Raw genomic sequence first — 19,401 nt, forward strand, 5'->3', positions numbered from 1 at the left:
AATTGCCCGTTGGCTTGCGCAAATGTTGTCCCGGGGGAAACTCCGGGACACGACAAACCTTTTTTATTATATACCACGTTACCACGTACTTTACCTTGCCCTTGCCCTTTCTGGCAAGTATGCCCTGTCCCTATTATGTCAACGATATTGCGCCCCAGTGGCGCGGTGCGTACTCCTTATAAATAAGGATTGCGAGCCAAAGATTTTAGGTGGCCATGGCGACGGGGCCCACCCCTTACCATCTCGAACAGGGAAGTTAAGCCCGTCTGCGCCGATGGTACTGCTATATCAAGTGGGAGAGTAGGCCGCCGCCTTTTTTTAAGAGTCCCTTCATGGAAACATGGAGGGACTTTTTTTTTGCCCCTATCCCAACCTGCTTCTTTTTACTTCTGTAGGCTAGCGCGAGCCGGTAACGGATCATGACCAATTGTTGTGTTTATGCAAAAATTGTTGTTAATCTATAAAGGAAGAACTCTACATTTTTCACGCCTCTGCACTGGGCCCTAAAGGATTTTATTTTTGCCTTGAAGGATTCTGGGATCAAGGATCACGTCCAATCTCTGGGTATTTGAATAGTTATGCAATTAGTTGAGTTAACCTAAAGAGGAAGAATTTCGTATTCCTTACGCCTGAGCAGAGCCCTAAAAGATTTTGTTTTTGCGTTGAAGGATTCTGTCTTATCATTGGATGATGGGTGAACAATGTCCGACTGCTATACGGACGTAGGGGTGTTGTCGCAACGGGTCACGATGTGCTCTTTTTTTGGTACGTGTAGGCCGTTAGTGAGGCCTAGAGAGAAACTAAACCTTATAATAATAAGTCAGCGACTTCCATCCAGTTGTCTGCACGTTCAAATCCAGTGGTATGCATGTTGTGTGGTGAACTGAACAATATTTTTCTACCGTTAAAAGATTCTAAGTTATAACTGCGGTCATCAATTAGAATATCACCTTTAAGAATGTGTTTGTGACCACATAGAATTCTATTTTTCCAATGGATAAAAGGAAAGTACTCATCCAACCAATCACTTTTTTCTCTTAGGGAATTAGGAAATTCCATCGCGGCAGAGGCTACATATAGATCATACTTTTCAGATAGCAACTTCATTACCTTCTGGCTGTCTTTTATTGGCTTTAATCCGCGGAAGAAGCCATCGGTTCTAGCGTGATTTTTTACAATATGCCGCCTGTCTTCAGGAACGGATTGCCATACTTCCCTTCCGATGCAATCGTTTACATGGAGGTGCTCATTATATTTTTTATTGTATAGTTCAATATGCGCATTATACGTATCCGCAAACACTTCGTCCATATCCACAAATAGTGTCTTCATATTAAAATTTTTTATTAATTACGAAAATTGGGCTTTTACACGTAAAGAGAGGAGAACATAAACCCTTAGCCTCAAAGCAGAATAATTTATAGGAGATATAAGATTAGGATTAAACATGTTAATAGATGAATACTATTTTAGTAATATATTATTCGGTGGTTTTGTTCGTGCTATTTTTATTAAAAAGTGAATCCATTATCGTTTTAATGCCGTAGAATCCTAGACTAACAGCTCCGATTGCCAATATCAGACCAAAAATTAATACGGGCCAATACAAAGGATGATCCTCGTTTTTAAAAGCTTGATATATTACCACTGGAGCAGTGAACATTAGTAATAGGGTATATGCTAAAAATTTTAATCCTTTAACCAAAAGGTCTTTATTTGTTCTCATTATAATATGGTTTAAGCTATTATATTAATTACTAGCTGTCTCTTTATTAATTACTATAGTGCGTGAAAAAGTTTGGCACACGGCGAAATAGCCCAATGCAAAATTATCATTATTTTGACCACTGATATTTATAATGTTGCCTCTAACTGTAGTAGTAGGAGTACTAAATGGACCGGAAGTAGAACCGCTTTGCTGTAAAATCTGGTTCATGTAATTAAAGAATACTTTATCTACACCAATAAGGCTTATTTTAAGTTCGGTTTGGTCCTTAAGATCTTTATCGTAAAAAAATGATAACTCAAATTGCTGACCCTGATAAAACTCATCTTCGGTAACTAGATATTCACCAAAATTAAAGTCAAACAAATAATGATCCCTTCGTTCGCCATTATCAGTAAAACGAACCAAGACCTCGGTTTCATCATCACCAAATAAATTACTTGATCCTTGTCTTAAAGAATCAATTGGTACTGTGGGGATAAATTTTGTTTTAGCTTGGAAGGCCTGATCTTCATAATTTAGATTGAGTTCTAGTTCCCCATCAATAAGTTGAGCTGTTTCCCAAGTTGCTTCATATACCCCAGTACCGAAATCAGTTTCTTGTAAATAAATAAACGTGTTGTTTTTCGTATTGGTAACACTTATTTTTTGCAATGCCGCGGGTGTAATAGAATCGAAAAAAGAACTACTTTGGCTAGCCTTTACCCGTATCCTTGTTGTGGTCTGGCTAGTATCGTTTATGCGAATCACTGCATCTATTACCAATCTAGGTTCTCCAACTGGAAGTTCTACATCAATAACATCCTGACAGGCAAGTATTGGTACTAATAATAGGATAAAGAATATTCTACGCATTTCTTTAAAATTTAAAATTGTACGTTGCCGCCGGTACTATCCCAAAGATTGAGGTTCTTACCGCCTCATTGACCCCGGTATCGGAATTTCTACTAAAACCAATGGACGCTGCATTTTTTCGGTTATAAAGGTTGTAAATACTAAAGACCCATTCAGATTTTAATTTCCTTCTCCTATTTTTTCTGGGGGTAAGAGTGGCTGAAATATCTACTCTATGATAGGCTGGGAGTCTCTCTTTGTTTCTAGGGCCATAATACGGCACGGTTAAGTTCTGAAATTCGAATTGTCCGATGGGATAATTGGTCGGTTGACCGGTTTGGAGCACAAAATTACCATTGAAACTCCATTTGTCATTAAGCTCAAAACTACTATACACGGAAAGGTCGTGTGTTTTGTCATAAGGTGTATTATACCATTTTCCAAAATTTATCCCGCTTTCTACAAGGGTTCTACCTGGAGTTTTTTGTTCTGATTTGGATAAAGTATAGGCAAGCCATCCCTGCCATTTACCTATATTTTTCTTTGCCAAAAACTCTAAACCATAGGCCCTAGCTTCTCCATTTAATATAACTTGCTCTATTGCATCATTGGCAATAAGGTTTGCTCCGTCTATATAATCGATACGATTTTGAATTGTCTTATAGAATAGTTCCGATTCCAAGGAATACTTTCCGTCTTTTATATTTTTAAAATAACCTACGGCATATTGATCCAGAAGTTGTGGTTTAATAAAAGGGCCACTTGGTGTCCACACATCCAATGGTGTTGGGGAACTTGTATTGGAAATTAAATGTAAATATTGTGCCAATCTGGTATAACTAGCTTTTACAGAGTTATCTGGATTAAACGTATAGGACAGGCCCAAGCGTGGTTCCCAGTTTGTGTAAGTCGCTAGATTATCGTTACGCTTAGGTTTAATAGTGGATAAGGGATCTGCTTTTTGATAAATTTGTAAAAGTGGATCAAACTGCACGGGATTATTGTTGCTATATACATTTAGTTCATCTTGACCCAATCTCATAAAACTGCTTAATCGTACCCCATATTGTACATTTAATTTATCTGAAATTTCTTGCTCTATATCCACATATAGGGCTAATTCATTGGCATATTTTTGTATCAGTTGGTCTTCAAGTATCCCGGAGTTAGGCCGGTTTGGTTCAATTTTACCAGGATTAAATTGATAATATATATTATTTAGTCCATAATTCAACTGAAAAGTGTTGCTTATATAATGTTTGAAATCGTATTTGAAATTAAAGTTCTGTATTCCAGAATTCCATTTAAAACCAACAAAATCCAGTTCTAAACCATAATAGTAATCGGAATAGATTAAGGAGAGGTTAGAGAATAATTTGTCAGTAAACAGATGGTTCCATCTAAAATTCATCACGGCATTGCCGTAGGTGTTGATAAAACTCTCGCTAATCCTGAAGACATCTCTACCAAAGTATCCCGATAAATAAATACTGTTTTTGCTATTTATCTTAAAATTCAATTTTGTATTGAGGTCGTAAAAATAGGCTGAATTTTCCACATCAAATAAGGGAAGGAATAAATGGGCGTAGGATGCTCTGCCTCCAACCAAAAATGCGGCCCGATCTTTGATGATGGGGCCTTCTACCAGTAATCTACTGGCAACTGCACCAATACCTCCATTTACTTTTAACTCCTTACTATTGCCCTCTTTTTGGAAGATTTCCAAAACGGAGGACACTCTGCCTCCGTACCTTGAAGGAATTCCCCCTTTAAACAATTTAACATCCTTTATAGCGTCTGGATTAAATACTGAGAAAAATCCAAAAAGGTGGGATGAGTTAAATATAGTTGCTTCATCCAGTAAAATTAGATTCTGATCTACTGAACCACCTCTAACGTTAAAACCTGATGATCCTTCCCCCGCATTGGTGACTCCCGGCAATAATAAAATGGACTTAATAATATCGGCTTCACCGAGAATAACAGGAACTTTTTTTATGGTTTCAGCGGATAGCGAATTAACGCTCATTTGTGGTTTACGAATATTTAATTTTTCAACATCCTCTGTTACCACTACTTCTTCCAATTGCTCTGCGGACTCTATCAATTGAAAATTAATTCGCTTATTTTCTGTTGTTAGGTCAACATTTTGGATAATTTCTTGAAACCCCAAATAACTAACCCTTATTTTATAACTGCCCTGGGGTAGGGTAATGGAATAAAACCCGTATTCATTGGTCACAACACCTTTTTCAAGTGAGGGAATAGAGATGGTAACGCCTATTAAAGATTCGTTGCTAGCTGCGTCAGTAACAGTTCCACTTAGCGTATATCGGTTTTGGGAGTATATATTCAAGGATAAGATCAGGAATATTAAAAAAGATAACCAAACGTCTGTTCGCATTAATTTAATAGTATTTAGTTTTTCTGAAACTATTGCTTTGGTATAAATCTAAGCAATAATTAAAACAAAAAAGACCTTTTCATGAATTGAAAAGGTCTTTTATATAATATGATTTTAATCTTAAATAGCTTCCAAAATACTGTTTAAAGTTTTGCTAGGTCTCATGGCATTGCTAATAAGTTCGGTGTCTGGAAAATAATAACCTCCAACATCTACAGGAGATCCTTGAGCTTTGTTCAATTGTTGTAAAATTTCTACTTCATTATTCGCTAACTTCTCAGCGATAGGAGTAAATTTTGATTTCAATTCTTGGTCTTCACTCTGTTGAGCTAAGGCTTTTGCCCAATATAGTGCAAGGTAAAAATGACTCCCCCTATTATCTAATTCATTAACTTTTCTGGAAGGAGATTTGTCATTGATTAAGAATTGTTCGGTAGCGGTATCTAATGCTTCCGCCAAAACTGCTGCCTTCGTATTGTTATTCTTTTCCCCTAAGTAATCCAAGGACACACCAAGTGCTAAAAATTCTCCTAAGGAATCCCATCTTAAATGACCTTCCGATAAAAATTGTTGAACGTGCTTTGGAGCAGACCCACCTGCACCAGTTTCAAACAAACCACCACCGTTCATAAGAGGTACTATAGATAACATTTTAGCACTGGTACCTAATTCCAGAATAGGAAAAAGATCGGTTAAGTAGTCTCTTAATACATTCCCTGTAACAGAAATCGTATCCTTACCTTCTTTTATTCTTTTTAAAGTAAATAAGGTAGCTTCTTCAGGGCTCATTATTTGTATATCCAGTCCTTCTGTATCATGATCCTTTAAATACAGATCTACTTTCTTTATTAGTTCTGCATCATGCGCTCTATTCTCATCCAGCCAAAATAGGGTAGGTACGTTAGTAGCTCTTGCTCTGGATACTGCTAATTTAACCCAGTCTTGGATAGGGGCATCCTTCGCTTGACACATTCTCCAAATATCGCCTTCTTCTACATGGTGTTGGATTAGGGCTTCTCCAGAATTAACGTCTTCTACGAATACAACTCCATCAGCGCTAATTTCAAAAGTTTTATCGTGAGATCCGTATTCTTCTGCCTTTTGGGCCATTAAACCTACGTTGGGAACCGTACCCATAGTGGTTGGATCAAAAGCTCCGTTTTCTTTGCAGAAATTTATAGTAGTTGTATAAACGCCAGCATAACTACTGTCTGGAATAACGGCTTTGGTGTCTTGAGATTTCCCTTCGGAATTCCACATCTGACCAGAGTTCCTTATCATGGCCGGCATAGATGCATCAATAATAACATCACTAGGAACGTGAAGGTTTGTAATTCCTTTGTCGGAATTTACCATAGCCAAAGAAGGTCCATTTTCAATTGCATTGGTAATGTCTTTCTCTATTTCCATACGTTGTGCTTCCGGAAGTGCTCTGATTTTACTAAGTAAATTTTCTAATCCGTCATTGGCGTTGATTCCAATAGAAGCAAAGGTATTAGCATGTTTTTTAAAAACATCTGCAAAAAAGACCTTTACGGCATGTCCAAAAATAATGGGGTCGGACACTTTCATCATGGTAGCTTTCATATGTAATGAAAACAATACCCCTTTATCCTTAGCATCTTTTATTTGGGTTTGAAGAAAGTTAAGCAGTGCTTTTTTGCTCAGAACCGTTGCATCTATGATCTCATCCTTTAAAAGAGGAAGTCCTTCTTTTAAAATCGTCTTAGTCCCGTCTGTTTTTGTGAGAACGATATTTACTTTAGTGGCTTCCTTTAGGGTAACCGACTTTTCGTTTGATTTAAAATCACCATGATCCATTGTAGCAACATGGGATTTGGAGTTGGAACTCCAAGCACCCATGGAATGTGGATTCTTTTTTGCGTAATTTTTTACGGCTCGAGGAGCTCTTCTGTCGGAATTGCCTTCTCTTAACACAGGGTTTACAGCACTTCCTTTTATTTTGTCATATCTAGATTGAATATCTTTTTCTTCCTCGTTAGAAGGAGAATCTGGATAGCTAGGAATTTTATAACCTTTAGACTGTAATTCGGCTATGGCCTCCTTTAGTTGAGGAATAGAGGCACTGATATTAGGAAGTTTTATAATATTGGTATTTGGTAATTTTGCCAATTTTCCTAATTCTGCCAAATCATCCGAAATCTGCTGGTCTTTTTCCAAGTAGTCGGGAAAGGTAGCAATGATTCTACCCGCAAGAGAGATGTCTTTTAAGGCTACTTCTATTCCGGCGGTTTTTGTAAATGCCTTAACTATTGGGAGAAATGATTGAGTAGCTAATGCAGGGGCTTCGTCTGTTTTGGTATATAAAATTTTCGGCATTTGTTGTTGAATTTTAAGTTTAAGCGGTGCAAATATACAATTTAAAAAGTGCCAAATAAACTGATAGCCTTTTAATTGGGCTGAATGTTTAGAATAGATAGGATTTTATATGGTGTTAAGGGAAAAAGATATATGAAACAGATTTTATATGTAGTTATTTGCCTATTTGACAAGTTTAATAATAAATTCATTTTTATCCTAAAGCTGCTAGGACTTAGTTAGGAAATATGGTAATAGAGCTAAGTATAAATTTTAGGGAATTTCTTAAAATAAAGAATTAGGGTTGCATTCCAATCTAGTACCGAATATTCTTTTTTGCTGTGATTAATAATTTTACAGTTTAATTATGTACGAATTAATTATGTACGAACAAGCCTTTATTTATACTGGTTTGTGAATTTATTGATATACTATGCAGGTTATAAATTGAAAATTACAAGGAAAACCTTACGTAAGAGCAACTTGTATCTGCAAAAAATAGTAGTAGTACAAATTGAACGAAAGCTAAATGCAATATTAGGGAAGTTAAAAGTGCAGTAATGAGAAAAATAAAAGCCATATCACTGTATAATCTACCTTGATATGGCTTTCTAGAAACAGTTTACAAACATGTTGTTTTGTACTTTCTACAAAACGGCAACCATTGATTGCATCTGCGTCGCTGTTTCAACGTTTGAAACACTTTATTCTCTAATCATTCATCAAAGAAATAACTGTGTTTCTCCCATTGCCTAAATATTTGATATTGTTAATGAACAAACTAGATGTTGCATTAACCACGGTCAAGTATTTACAAATTTTGAATCTCACCTAAGCAAGTTCAAAATTCGATTTCAATTTGCAGTATTCCTAACATTAAACTGAAATAAACAAATGGATAAAGAACGTAAACTTTATATAACTTCTATTTCATGAAATAACTAATAGTTACATAATAAAAATACTACTTTATTGTATATAAACCAATTTATTATGAGTATTTTAAGAAAGATGTTATGAACAGTTAATTAACATTGATTTTTAACAATTGTTCATAAAAAAAAGCGTCCATGAAACAGGAACGCTTTTTGTATGATGAAAAGATGGTATTAGGAACGAATTTCTTTGATTCTTGCTTTCTTTCCAGTAAGTTCTCTAAAGTAGAAAATACGTGATCTACGAACTTTACCTCTTTTGTTAACTTCTATCTTTTGTAATGCAGGCATATGTACAGGGAAGATACGCTCTACACCAATAGTACCAGACATTTTACGAATAGTAAAGGTCTCAGTTGCTCCAGATCCTCTGCGTTGTATTACAACACCTCTAAAAAACTGGGTTCTCGTTTTTTCCCCTTCTCTAATTTCATAGTACACTGTAATAGTGTCTCCTGCTGAAAATTTTGGGAAATCTTTCTTAGGAACAAATTCGTTTTCTACAAATTTTAATAACTCTTCCATGGTATTTTATTATCAGTTACTTAAGCCAACTTTCACGATTTTCGTCAGAGGTTGAATTAATGGAGTGCAAAAATAGTGGATTTTTTCTAACTTACAAGTGAATATTCCTTTTTTATATATGAATCTGAAAAAATGCAGCAACTCACTTAAAGGTTTTATATATGTAGAGGTTAATATTCATTGTTTTAATACAACCTTACCATTTCTATCGATTAGTAATCCAATAGATCGGGCCTTAACTTCTGAGTACGTTCATAGGCTTGGTCTTCCCTCCATTTTTCAATTTTAGGGAAATTGCCACTTACTAGTATCTCTGGTACTAAATGTCCTTTATAATCTGCTGGTCTAGTATAAACTGGTGGTGCTAGCAAATTATCTTGAAAAGTGTCGGTGAGAGCGGATGTTTCATTATTTAAAACCCCTGGAATGAGTCGGATTATGGTATCACATAATACAGCGGCACCCAATTCTCCGCCCGAAAGAACGTAATCTCCAATGGATATTTCTTTGGTTATGAATAAATCTCTTACACGTTGATCGACTCCTTTATAGTGGCCACATAGTATAATTATATTATCTAATAGAGATAAACTATTGGCCGTTTTCTGATTTAAGGTGGCACCATCCGGTGTCATATAAATGACTTCATCATATTTCCGCTCTTTTTTTAAGGCCGATATGCATTTGTCTATAGGTTCTATCATTAGGACCATTCCGGCTCCTCCCCCAAATTGATAGTCATCTACTTGATTATAACTTTTATCTGTGTAGTCCCTTAAATTATGCAAGTGCACTTCCACAATTTTTTTATCTATAGCCCTTTTTAGGATAGATGCTTCAAATGGACTTTTAAGAAGGTCCGGAACTACAGTAATAATATCTATTCGCATAACTATAAAGTAATTACTATTGGGGCCAAAAAATAGCGTTGCAAAAGTAATGAAAATCGTTGGCTTTTTCGATGTCCATTTTTGCAGGATGCATTTGTTCCTGTATTATTTTCTAACGCTTTAATTAACGTAAGTGTTTGCACCGAATGATGTAAGGATCTAGAGATGGCTATAGAGTTAAGCCTAAAAAAAAAGCTCCCGTGGGGAGCTTTTTTTTATTTGGATTTCTTGTATTTGTTAATTTCGTCCTGCAGTTGCCGGCTAATTTTCTGTTCGCGCTCCAATGCACGCCTTCTATGATCCTCATATTCGGTCTCTACCTCAGAAAGTGACTGTTTTGCTTCTTGGGTAAGAATATTACTGTTCCTAAATTTATAGATAAAGAAAAGTAATAATAGTAGTAAGGCTCCAATTATGGTCCAAAGGATTACATTATACGTGCTTTTTTCAATTAGAAATCCTAAAAATGACATACTGTCCTTTTCTTCAGTTACAGATGCAAGGTTGTTAGTTGTCTCCTCCAGTTGTTGGTTTAAGGACCCTATAGTCTCTTCGTGGCCTGCAATGGTTGAATGAAGCTGGGTTGCCCTTTTATTGAATTCATTGATAGAATCTAAAACATTTTGTCTTAGTTTATCAAGGTTTACTTCTTTTACCACTCTATATCTAATGCCTTCTGCCCGATAAGGACCCGATTTTACAGTGATATATTCAAACTGGGAGCTAATTGGGCCGCCCTCTAGAGAAAGTACTACCTCTTCATCATTTTCCTGGGCAAGGTTTAAGTTAAATGACAATAGGGCCATTACAATAAATAGTATTCTATAAATTTTCATTAACGTAATTCTTATTGTTATAATTAAATCCTAGAAGGCAAAAATACTTTAATAATCTCAATTAATGAATAAAACAAGGAACAATAATGACTATTAGCGGCCTATAAACTATGTAATTGGTTTCTTTTAGCTGGTTATACGCTACTTTTTAAATGAAGCATGTGCTTTTATTTTATCTAATTATTTTGTAAAAAAGAATACTCGAGGGATATAAATAAAAACGAATGGTAATAAAGGGTGTTAAAGGTTTTAATCTATTTAATGGATATAAAAAAAGCGCCTTGATCAAGGCGCTTTTTAATAGTAGATAACACTACTGAATAATCAATCGTTCTTTTTCTCCTCTTTCGTTTAACATGGTAACACTTGTTCTTCCATAACGTGTAATTCGTCCAAATTTGGTCCTAGCATCTTTTATATCGTTAATATCTTCATCTCCGAAAGAAATCAATACTTTGCCTTCCAAATCATAGGCTCTAAACGTTTCTGGTACTCCAATAATCTTAACCCCTTTCTTGGTTTTAAACGTTTTCTTGTCCTTATCGGTCAAGTTTTTTATTTCAAAACCTAAATGTGGTATTATCATGGTTTGCCTTTCTTTTAAAGTAACTGGAACTTCAAATAACTCCTTTTCCCTTAAAACAGAAACAATAAGTTCGTCCCCAGGTCTTTTGGAGGCTATATAGCCTATGAGGTCAGAATACCTTCGAATGTCAACATTGTCTACCTTTTTTATAATATCGCCCTCCGTTAATTCTGCATCAAAAGCACCAGAATCTTCTTCCACCTTTGCAACGTAGACTCCATCTATTTCATTAATTCCCTTTTCTATGGCGTATGGACTCCCCATGGGAATAGTACTTATCCCTAATATTCCTTTTTGTACATTCCCGTATTCCATAATATCTTCTATAACTTTCTTGGCTATGTTGCTTGGTACTGCAAACGAATAGCCTACATAAGAACCGGTTTGCGAGGTGATAGCAGTGTTTATTCCTATTAGGTCTCCATTTGTATTTACTAAAGCACCTCCACTATTTCCTGGGTTAACTGCTGCATCGGTTTGTATAAAAGATTGATCAAAACTTCCAAGGGCTCTAGCCTTTGCGCTTACAATACCTGCTGTTACTGTAGAGGTTAAGCTAAAAGGGTTTCCTACAGCCAAAACCCATTCTCCTACTTTGGTTTCGTCTGAGTCGCCAAATGCTAAATAGGGGAGGTTTCTATCTGCATCTATTTTAATTAGCGCAATATCCGAATTGGGATCAGTTCCAATTATTTCCGCATTGTAAGTTTTATTGTTGTTTAAGGTAACTTGTAGTTGATCAGAATTGGCAATAACATGGTTATTGGTTACAATATAGCCATCTTGGGATATGATTACACCAGAACCAGTACCCACCTGGGGTCTTTGAGTACGTCCGGAGCCATAGAAGAACTCCATTATATTTGCGGGTCCTTGATTAATGGTTACATTTTTAACGTGTACAACCGCATTAACCGTCATTTCTGCAGCTGTAGTGAAATCTACTTCATTGATACCGGCACCCCTGGCCGAAGTTGGGGTATAACTAGTAGTTACTAATTTTGCCTCATGATCTTGAGTAACAATAGTATAACCTGGTTTTTCGAGAAAAAGTTTATAAGTACCCAAGGTTATGGCACCTGCAAAAACAGCAACTAGTAATAAACTTCCAAATTTCTTCATAAAATCATCCATTTTTTAATTAACTCCAGTAAAATTAACATAATTACTACGGAAAAAAATGCCTTTAACTACTTTTTAACTGCTAATTAAACCTTAATAAAATGATATATTTGCAAAATAAATTGAGATATGTTTTTAAGCTTTTATAAGTATCAAGGAACGGGGAACGACTTTGTTGTTATTGATAATAGAGAAAAGATTTTCCCAAGTGATGTGAACCAGTTAGTGTCCTTCTTATGTGATAGGAAATTTGGCATCGGAGCGGATGGACTAATTTTACTAGAGAAGGATGATGTCACTGATTTTAAAATGGTTTACTACAATTCGGACGGGAATCAAAGCACCATGTGCGGAAATGGGGGAAGATGTATTGTTGCCTTTGCCAAACATTTAAAATTAATAACAAAAGAAACTACGTTTATTGCTGTAGATGGATTCCATAAAGCTAAAATTGAAGGCGATATAGTTAGTCTGCAAATGCAGGATGTAAACCATCTTACTGAGAAACCCAACTCACTATACTTAAATACTGGATCTCCACATCACGTGCAATTGGTGAACAGAGTGAAGGACTTTGATGTCCGGAAAGAAGGAGAAAGGTTAAGGTATGGGGTCTATGGTAAAGAGGGTAGTAATATTAACTTTGTTGAAAAGGTAGCTAAGGATTCTTTTTATGTGAGGACCTATGAACGGGGAGTGGAAAACGAGACCTTGTCTTGTGGAACGGGGGTAACGGCAGTTGCTTTGGCAATGCACCACTCTGGGCAAGCTAGCAGTAATTCTGTAGCGATAACGACACCAGGTGGACAATTGGAGGTAAGCTTTATTAAGGATATAAATAAAGAGGGATATAGCGAAATTTGGCTGACCGGTGCGGCTCAGCTTGTTTATAAAGGAGAAATATATGTTGACGCTTAAGGGGGAACACATATTTCTTAGGGCATTGGAGCCCGAAGATTTGGATTTTCTTTATGAATTGGAGAATAATCCAGAAATTTGGGAGATTAGTGGTACTACAGCGCCATACTCCAAACATATCCTAAGATATTATTTAGATAATGCCCATAAGGATATCTATGAGGTAAAACAGTTACGGCTATGTATCTGCACTATGGAAGGCAAAGTGACAGGTTTGATAGATTTATTCGACTTTGATCCTCAAAATTTGAGGGTAGGGATGGGGATTGTGGTCAGTGAGAAAGCCTATAGAAATCTAGGTGTTGGAGCAGAGGCTATTGGAATATTATGTAATTACGTATTTTCCGTTTTAGGGCTGAGACAAGTATATGCTAATGTGTTGGAGGACAATGAGCCAAGTATTCACCTGTTCAGTAAGTTGGGGTTTGAGAAGGTGGGGATAAAAAAGGATTGGATAAGTGCAAATGGTAAATTTAAAGATGAAATTCTTTTTCAAAAGATAAATAAAGGGGAATGAACTTAAAACGTACGTTACTAATTGTAGTAGGGCTAGGTCTTGTGCTGGGTGCTATCATTACCTATATGGTGTATGGTACTTTTTTTACACCTAATACTAAATTTCAAGACGAAACCTCCTATGTGTATATTCCTACTGACGCTAATTTTGAAACGGTAAAGGATATTATGGAACCGGCTCTGGAGGATATGGAAAAATTTGTGTCCGCAGCTAATAGAAAGGGATATAGTGATAATGTGAAGCCTGGGAAATTCGCTCTAAAGAAAGGGATGAACAATAATGAAATTATCAATTCCCTTCGAAGTCGCAATATACCCGTTAAACTGGCTTTCAATAATCAGGAGACCTTGGCGGACTTGGCAGGGAGGGTTTCTTTGCAGATTGAGGCGGATAGTTTAAGCCTGTTAAAATCATTCCAAGACAATGCCTTTTTGGAGGCTAATGGTTTTAATGAAGACACGGCGCTTTCTATGTATATTCCCAATAGTTATGAGTTCTTTTGGAATACAACTGCAAAAGGCTTTAGAGAGAGAATGTTAAAGGAATACCAACGCTTCTGGAATAAAAATCGCCTAACTAAGGCTAAGGATAGGGGATTAACTCCCTCTGAGGTTATCAATTTGGCCTCCATTGTTCATAAGGAAACGGCTAAAGTTGAAGAAAGACCCAAAGTGGCGGGAGTATATCTTAACAGATTAAAAACTGGAATGTTGCTTCAAGCGGATCCAACGGTTATTTATGCCATAAAAAAACATACTGGAAATTTTGATACTATTATTAAAAGAGTGCTGTATAGGGATTTAGAGTTAAATTCTCCTTACAACACCTATAGGACGTCTGGATTACCTCCGGGGCCCATAGCCATGCCAGATATATCGGCCATAGATGCTGTGCTGGCTCCCGAAAAGCATGACTACTATTATTTTGTAGCTAATGTTGAGAATTTTGGTTACCACAAATTTGCTAAAACCTTGGCGCAACATAACCGAAATAAGGTACAGTATATCCGTTGGATAAATTCACAGAAAATTAATAGATAAGGCTTTAGACCCTATTTATTAACCGTACGTCTTATTTTTATACTAAATTTCTATAAAGTAACGTTAAAAGCGGGTTTTGTAATTTGAAAGGGTCGTATATTTGCCAACTGTAATTTAAGCAGACTCATTTTTTGTCGAGTTGTAAGTCTTAAGAAAACAAATATATGAGAAAGTGGACAAGAGTTTTGTTCCCCGTAATCATCATTTTTATTCTGTTTAGCTTTGGTTTTAAGCCGGTAAATGTAAACGTAACCGTTCCAGAAGCATTAAGAGTAAAAGGACCTTCAGAAGTAGTATTTCCTAACCACAAAATCAATTTTAAAAAGCCGATTACCACGCCGCCCTTTTTAGGAACTTCCTATAACGGTTTCAAAGAAGCATTAGCGTTTAAGGAATCTCAAGGGAATTATTTTACTACCAATGCTTTCGGGTACTTAGGGAAATACCAATTCGGTATAGGTACATTGGAGTTGTTAGGTGTTTATAATGCAACGTTGTTTTTAAACGATCCTATTTTACAAGAGAAGGTGTTCCAAACCAATTTATCTAGGAATAAATGGATTCTAAGGAGGGATATTAAGCGTTTTGTTGGTAAGAAAATCAATGGTCAGGAGATAACGGAATCGGGCATACTTGCAGCGGCACACCTTGCTGGAGCAGGTAATGTTAAAAAATACCTTCGTTCATATGGGAAAAGTGATGTGAATGATAGTTTTGGCACTACCGTATCATACTATATTAAAAGGTTTTCCGGATATGATATTTCGCATGTAGCGCCTGTTAAGAATCCGAGAATTTAGTCAATATCTGTTAAAAGATAAAAGGAGAAAAGCCTCGACAATTATTTGTTGAGGCTTTTTGTTTTTTTTACGATAATAGGATTATAGAGTTTAATATTTATGCGTGGGTATTAAATTAGTTTTAGGCCTGAATAATAAAAATAGTGGGTCTCTTGTGTAGCGCTACAGTAGTTCTTTTCCATTCTTCAACAGTTTTGGTTGCTATATACTCTGTAGGTAGGGTTAAGTCGCATGCAATGCAAATTTGCGTGTAGGGAGATAGGGTCTTTATAAATTCGGCCAATAATTTGTCATTTCTATAGGGTGTTTCTATAAAAATCTGCGATTGCTGATTTTCCCTAGATGTCTTTTCAAGTTTCTTTAGGCTCGTCTTCCTTTCTCCTGCTTCTATTGGCAAGTAGCCGTTAAAGGCGAAACTCTGTCCATTAAGTCCGCTGGCCATCAATGCCAGTAAGATAGAAGACGGACCTACCAAAGGTACAACTTGAATACCTTTTTGATGTGCTATTTTAACTAGTTCTGCTCCTGGATCGGCAACCCCTGGGCAGCCAGCTTCAGATATAATTCCTATATCGTAACCCTCTAAACAGGGATCTAAAAAACTAGGTAGTAATTGAGGCTCCGTATATTTGTTGAGTAGATTTATATGCAATCCGGGCTGCGATTTCTTGGAACTTATTTTTTTTATAAAATGACGGGCAGATTTTTCATTTTCTACCACATAATAATCTATTTTCTCAATAGTTCCTTTAACGGAGATGGGTAGTACCTCTAAAGGGGCATTGTCTCCCAAAGTAGTAGGAATTAGATATAATTTGCCTTGCATATTACTGGTAGCCGCCATTTAGACACAATGTTTTTGGTTCAGGTCTTGGGCTATTTTTTCACAAGCGGAATCCAAAAGTTGGAAAACGGATTCAAATCCGTCATCACCACCATAATAAGGATCAGGTACTTCCTGTTCCGACGGTGGCATGTGGTGTAATATCAACTTCACCTTTTGTTGTTCTATGCTGTTGTTTGCCAAGGCCATTATATTATTGTAGTTATCCTTGTCCATAGCATATATATAATCAAAATGCTTAAAGTCTTCTTTGGTAAACTGCCTGCATCGCTGTCCGCTAATATCTATTCCATGCTTCTTGGCAACTGCTATTGACCTTGGATCTGGTTGTTTTCCTATATGGTAATTTGCAGTTCCTGCAGAATCAACATATATATTATCCAAATCTACTTTTTCCTTTAAAATACCTTCGGCCAAAGGGGATCTACAAATATTCCCTAAGCAGACCATAAGAACCTTAGTACTCATAGAACATTTATTTTTATGTAAGTTTCTTGGTTAGATCGTCTATGTATTTTTTAAATTGCTTATCCGTCTCACCAAGGTTGTCTACGGTTTTACAAGCGTGCAATACGGTAGCGTGGTCTCTTTTCCCAATCTGTGAACCAATACTGGCCAAAGATGCTTTGGTGAATTTTTTCGCAAAGAACATGGCCAATTGTCTTGCTTGTACTATATGGCGTTTTCTGGTTTTGGATTGTAGGGTGGCAACGTCCATTTCAAAGTAATCCGAAACTACCTTTTGGATGTAATCTATGGAAACTTCTCGTTTGGTGTTTTTTACAAACTTCTCTACAACCTGTTGAGCCAGTTCTAATGTAACTTCTTTTTTATTGAAGGAAGATTGGGCAATCAAAGAGATTATTGCTCCTTCCAATTCCCTAATATTTGTTTTTATGTGCTTGGCAACATAATTTATAATGTCTTCAGGCATTTCCACACCATCTCTGTACAACTTGTTTTTAAGAATAGAAATTCTAGTTTCAAAATCGGGTGTCTGTAATTCTGCCGAAAGACCCCATTTAAATCGGGACAATAAACGTTGTTCAATGTCCTGCATATCTACAGGTGCCTTGTCAGAAGTTAATATTACCTGCTTTCCGTTCTGATGTAAATGGTTGAATATATGGAAGAAAACATCTTGAGTTCCGGACTTGCCAGATAAAAATTGAACGTCATCAATGATAAGAACATCTATTAACTGGTAAAAGTGAATAAAATCATTCCTAGTATTTTTCTTGACGGATTCTATATATTGTTGTGTAAATTTTTCCGCGGATATATACAGTACTGTTCTCTCTGGGTACTTATCCTTGATCTCCACACCAATTGCGTGTGCCAAATGGGTTTTACCTAATCCTACACCTCCAAAGACCAATAGTGGGTTAAATGAGGTGCCACCAGGTTTGTTGGCAACTGCCATCCCTGCCGATCTTGCCAACCTATTGGCATCTCCTTCCAAGAAGTTGTCAAAGTTGTAATTCGGATTTAGTTGAGATTCTATTTTTATATTCCTAATCCCTGGAATAACAAAGGGGTTTTTTAGCTGTGGATTTTTGGATTTTATAGCAACGTCTAACTCTTGAGGTTCTACATTGGATCTGTTAGAACTAGGGATCTTTTCTGTAAAAGGTTCCTTATTGCCATACGTATTCTCCATTTTAATGATGTAGACCAATTTGGCAGTTTCACCAAGTTCTTTGGTAAGTGCCACTTTAAGTAATTTCACATAATGTTCCTCCAGCCATTCATAGAAGAATTTGCTGGGAACCTGAATACTTAAGGCCTTGTCCGTTAGCTTTACCGGTTTAATAGGTTCAAACCAGGTTTTGAATGCCTGCGGTTGGATGTTGTCTTTAATGAAGTCCAAACAATTGATCCATACAGAATTTGCAGTAACACTCATTTTTATTAATTTCTTTTTTGGTTAGTGTAAAATTTAATGTGATCTCGGAGGAAAAATCCGCACTTTTTAGTTAGGCAAATATGTGAACAATTATCCTAATAAAAAAATAGGACGGGGGTTGATTATTCCCTTTTTTTTCCCCATGTTGTTCCCGTGAATTGACTTAATTTTAAATATATAGTTTTTAACCGATAAAACATGGATTTTAACAAGTTTTCTTTTAGAGTAAGATACGGCGAAACAGATCAAATGGGCGTAGTGTATCACGGAAACTACCCGCAATACCTGGAGATGGGACGAGTTGAGTGGTTAAGGTCGATAGGCATTTCTTATAAAACGATGGAAGAAAACGGAATAATGTTGCCAGTAATTTCTTTGAGCATAAAATATAAAAAACCGGCGTTATATGATGACCTTCTGACAGTTACTACAAGAATCCAGAAGAGACCCTTGGTAAGAATAGAATTTGACTATGAAATACACAACGAAGCGAATGAACTATTGATAGAAGCAAATACCGTTTTGGCATTCATGGATACCAAAGCAAATAGACCTATGAAATGTCCAGATTATATTTTGGATAGACTAAACATTTAACCGTTTCACTTTTAAAGGATGCATACTGGAAAATAATTCTTCCGTGCGGTCGGCATCTTTTCTTCTTACAGAAATAATAATTATGCAGTCCATACCCATTTCCTGGGAAACAATTTCCAACTGATTTTGTTTTATAGCTCGCATAACTTTATCCATTTCTGGGTAGTCAAAAGATATTTGAAATTGCTGTTGTAAGGTTTTTTTTATGATTTTAGTATTTTCCAATGCCATTTGTGCCGCGGTTCGATATGCGCTGATTAGGCCTCCTACACCAAGTTTTGTACCCCCAAAGATCCTAGCTACTACAATTAATACATTTGTAACACCAAAGGATTGTATTTGGCCATAAATAGGCATCCCTGCGGAATTATTAGGCTCACCATCGTCATTGGCGCGGTATTTAAGGTCTTCTATTCCCAATTGCCATGCATAGCAAAGATGGTTTGCCGTAGGGTGTTGCCGACTAAGCTCTTCCAAGATTGGTTTTACTTCCTCCTCGTCCAATATAGGGAAAGCATAGCCATAAAACTTACTTTTCCGTTCCTTAAACATGACTTCCGGACTAGGAGAACTAATGGTTTTGTAGGTGTCTGAATCCATAA

The 19,401-nt window shown here is 36.4% G+C and carries 19 protein-coding genes and 1 rRNA gene; 7 read left to right on the plus strand and 13 right to left on the minus strand.

The window, feature by feature from the left end; translation table 11 throughout:
- On the plus strand, positions 1 to 182 hold a 182-nt coding region (locus G466_RS24340; RefSeq protein WP_205622064.1), incomplete at its 5' end, for a hypothetical protein.
- Positions 183 to 205: 23 nt separating this feature from the next.
- Positions 206 to 317, plus strand: a 5S ribosomal RNA gene (gene rrf / locus G466_RS0120485).
- Between the two features lie 490 nt (positions 318 to 807).
- Here rrf and G466_RS0120490 read toward each other — a convergent pair.
- The 9 genes from G466_RS0120490 to G466_RS0120530 form a co-directional block, all read right to left on the minus strand.
- Positions 808 to 1,332, minus strand: a complete 525-nt coding sequence (locus tag G466_RS0120490; RefSeq protein ID WP_026815287.1) for a 5' nucleotidase, NT5C type — start codon at positions 1,330 to 1,332, stop codon at positions 808 to 810.
- Positions 1,333 to 1,480: 148 nt separating this feature from the next.
- Entirely contained in the window at positions 1,481 to 1,726 is a 246-nt protein-coding gene (locus tag G466_RS0120495) for a DUF6095 family protein (RefSeq protein WP_034236331.1), read from the minus strand.
- Between the two features lie 24 nt (positions 1,727 to 1,750).
- Complete coding sequence (locus tag G466_RS0120500; protein WP_026815289.1) at positions 1,751 to 2,581, minus strand: DUF4249 domain-containing protein; 831 nt, start codon at positions 2,579 to 2,581, stop codon at positions 1,751 to 1,753.
- A gap of 4 nt (positions 2,582 to 2,585) precedes the next feature.
- Positions 2,586 to 4,964, minus strand: a complete 2,379-nt coding sequence (locus tag G466_RS0120505) for a TonB-dependent receptor (RefSeq protein ID WP_026815290.1) — start codon at positions 4,962 to 4,964, stop codon at positions 2,586 to 2,588.
- Positions 4,965 to 5,084: 120 nt separating this feature from the next.
- The gene (locus tag G466_RS0120510) at positions 5,085 to 7,304 is read right to left on the minus strand and encodes an NADP-dependent isocitrate dehydrogenase (protein ID WP_026815291.1); all 2,220 of its coding nucleotides are present in this window, start codon (positions 7,302 to 7,304) and stop codon (positions 5,085 to 5,087) included.
- A 1,088-nt stretch (positions 7,305 to 8,392) separates the two neighbouring features.
- A complete protein-coding gene (rplS, locus tag G466_RS0120515; protein ID WP_026815292.1) occupies positions 8,393 to 8,743 on the minus strand; it encodes a 50S ribosomal protein L19 in 351 nt (116 codons plus the stop codon).
- Between the two features lie 212 nt (positions 8,744 to 8,955).
- Entirely contained in the window at positions 8,956 to 9,633 is a 678-nt protein-coding gene (gene trmD / locus G466_RS0120520; RefSeq protein WP_026815293.1) for a tRNA (guanosine(37)-N1)-methyltransferase TrmD, read from the minus strand.
- Positions 9,634 to 9,848: 215 nt separating this feature from the next.
- Entirely contained in the window at positions 9,849 to 10,469 is a 621-nt protein-coding gene (locus G466_RS0120525) for a hypothetical protein (protein ID WP_026815294.1), read from the minus strand.
- A gap of 313 nt (positions 10,470 to 10,782) precedes the next feature.
- Positions 10,783 to 12,177, minus strand: coding sequence for a S1C family serine protease (locus G466_RS0120530; protein ID WP_026815295.1), 1,395 nt, complete (start codon positions 12,175 to 12,177; stop codon positions 10,783 to 10,785).
- Positions 12,178 to 12,306: 129 nt separating this feature from the next.
- On the opposite strand from G466_RS0120530, the gene dapF reads away from it, so the two are divergent.
- The 4 genes from dapF (at position 12,307) to G466_RS0120550 (ending at position 15,452) form a co-directional block, all read left to right on the plus strand.
- Complete coding sequence (gene dapF / locus G466_RS0120535; RefSeq protein WP_026815296.1) at positions 12,307 to 13,095, plus strand: diaminopimelate epimerase; 789 nt, start codon at positions 12,307 to 12,309, stop codon at positions 13,093 to 13,095.
- Complete coding sequence (locus tag G466_RS0120540) at positions 13,082 to 13,612, plus strand: GNAT family N-acetyltransferase (RefSeq protein ID WP_026815297.1); 531 nt, start codon at positions 13,082 to 13,084, stop codon at positions 13,610 to 13,612. Before dapF ends, G466_RS0120540 begins: the two co-directional genes overlap by 14 nt.
- Positions 13,609 to 14,652 (plus strand): endolytic transglycosylase MltG, encoded by a 1,044-nt coding sequence (gene mltG / locus G466_RS0120545; protein ID WP_026815298.1) that lies wholly within the window; start codon positions 13,609 to 13,611, stop codon positions 14,650 to 14,652. The genes G466_RS0120540 and mltG overlap by 4 nt, the downstream gene beginning before the upstream one ends.
- Positions 14,653 to 14,816: 164 nt before the next feature.
- Positions 14,817 to 15,452: a hypothetical protein gene (locus G466_RS0120550; RefSeq protein ID WP_026815299.1), complete on the plus strand. Its 636-nt coding sequence runs from the start codon at positions 14,817 to 14,819 to the stop codon at positions 15,450 to 15,452.
- A 121-nt stretch (positions 15,453 to 15,573) separates the two neighbouring features.
- Here G466_RS0120550 and G466_RS0120555 read toward each other — a convergent pair whose 3' ends face one another.
- Genes G466_RS0120555 through dnaA form a run of 3 tightly spaced genes read right to left on the minus strand, consistent with a single transcriptional unit; the run spans position 15,574 to position 18,202 of the window.
- Positions 15,574 to 16,296 (minus strand): SAM-dependent methyltransferase, encoded by a 723-nt coding sequence (locus G466_RS0120555; protein ID WP_026815300.1) that lies wholly within the window; start codon positions 16,294 to 16,296, stop codon positions 15,574 to 15,576.
- Complete coding sequence (locus G466_RS0120560; protein WP_026815301.1) at positions 16,297 to 16,764, minus strand: low molecular weight protein-tyrosine-phosphatase; 468 nt, start codon at positions 16,762 to 16,764, stop codon at positions 16,297 to 16,299.
- Between the two features lie 13 nt (positions 16,765 to 16,777).
- On the minus strand, positions 16,778 to 18,202 hold the full coding sequence (dnaA, locus tag G466_RS0120565) for a chromosomal replication initiator protein DnaA (RefSeq protein WP_026815302.1): 1,425 nt from the start codon (positions 18,200 to 18,202) through the stop codon (positions 16,778 to 16,780).
- A 198-nt stretch (positions 18,203 to 18,400) separates the two neighbouring features.
- On the opposite strand from dnaA, the gene G466_RS0120570 reads away from it, so the two are divergent.
- Positions 18,401 to 18,799: an acyl-CoA thioesterase gene (locus tag G466_RS0120570; RefSeq protein ID WP_026815303.1), complete on the plus strand. Its 399-nt coding sequence runs from the start codon at positions 18,401 to 18,403 to the stop codon at positions 18,797 to 18,799.
- Here the strand turns inward: G466_RS0120570 and G466_RS0120575 are convergent.
- On the minus strand, positions 18,788 to 19,399 hold the full coding sequence (locus G466_RS0120575; protein WP_034236333.1) for an IMPACT family protein: 612 nt from the start codon (positions 19,397 to 19,399) through the stop codon (positions 18,788 to 18,790). The genes G466_RS0120570 and G466_RS0120575 overlap by 12 nt on opposite strands.
- Between the last annotated feature and the right edge of the window lie 2 nt (positions 19,400 to 19,401).

The sequence above is a fragment of the Arenibacter certesii DSM 19833 genome, from assembly GCF_000429545.1.
Classification (GTDB): Bacteria; Bacteroidota; Bacteroidia; order Flavobacteriales; family Flavobacteriaceae; genus Arenibacter; species Arenibacter certesii.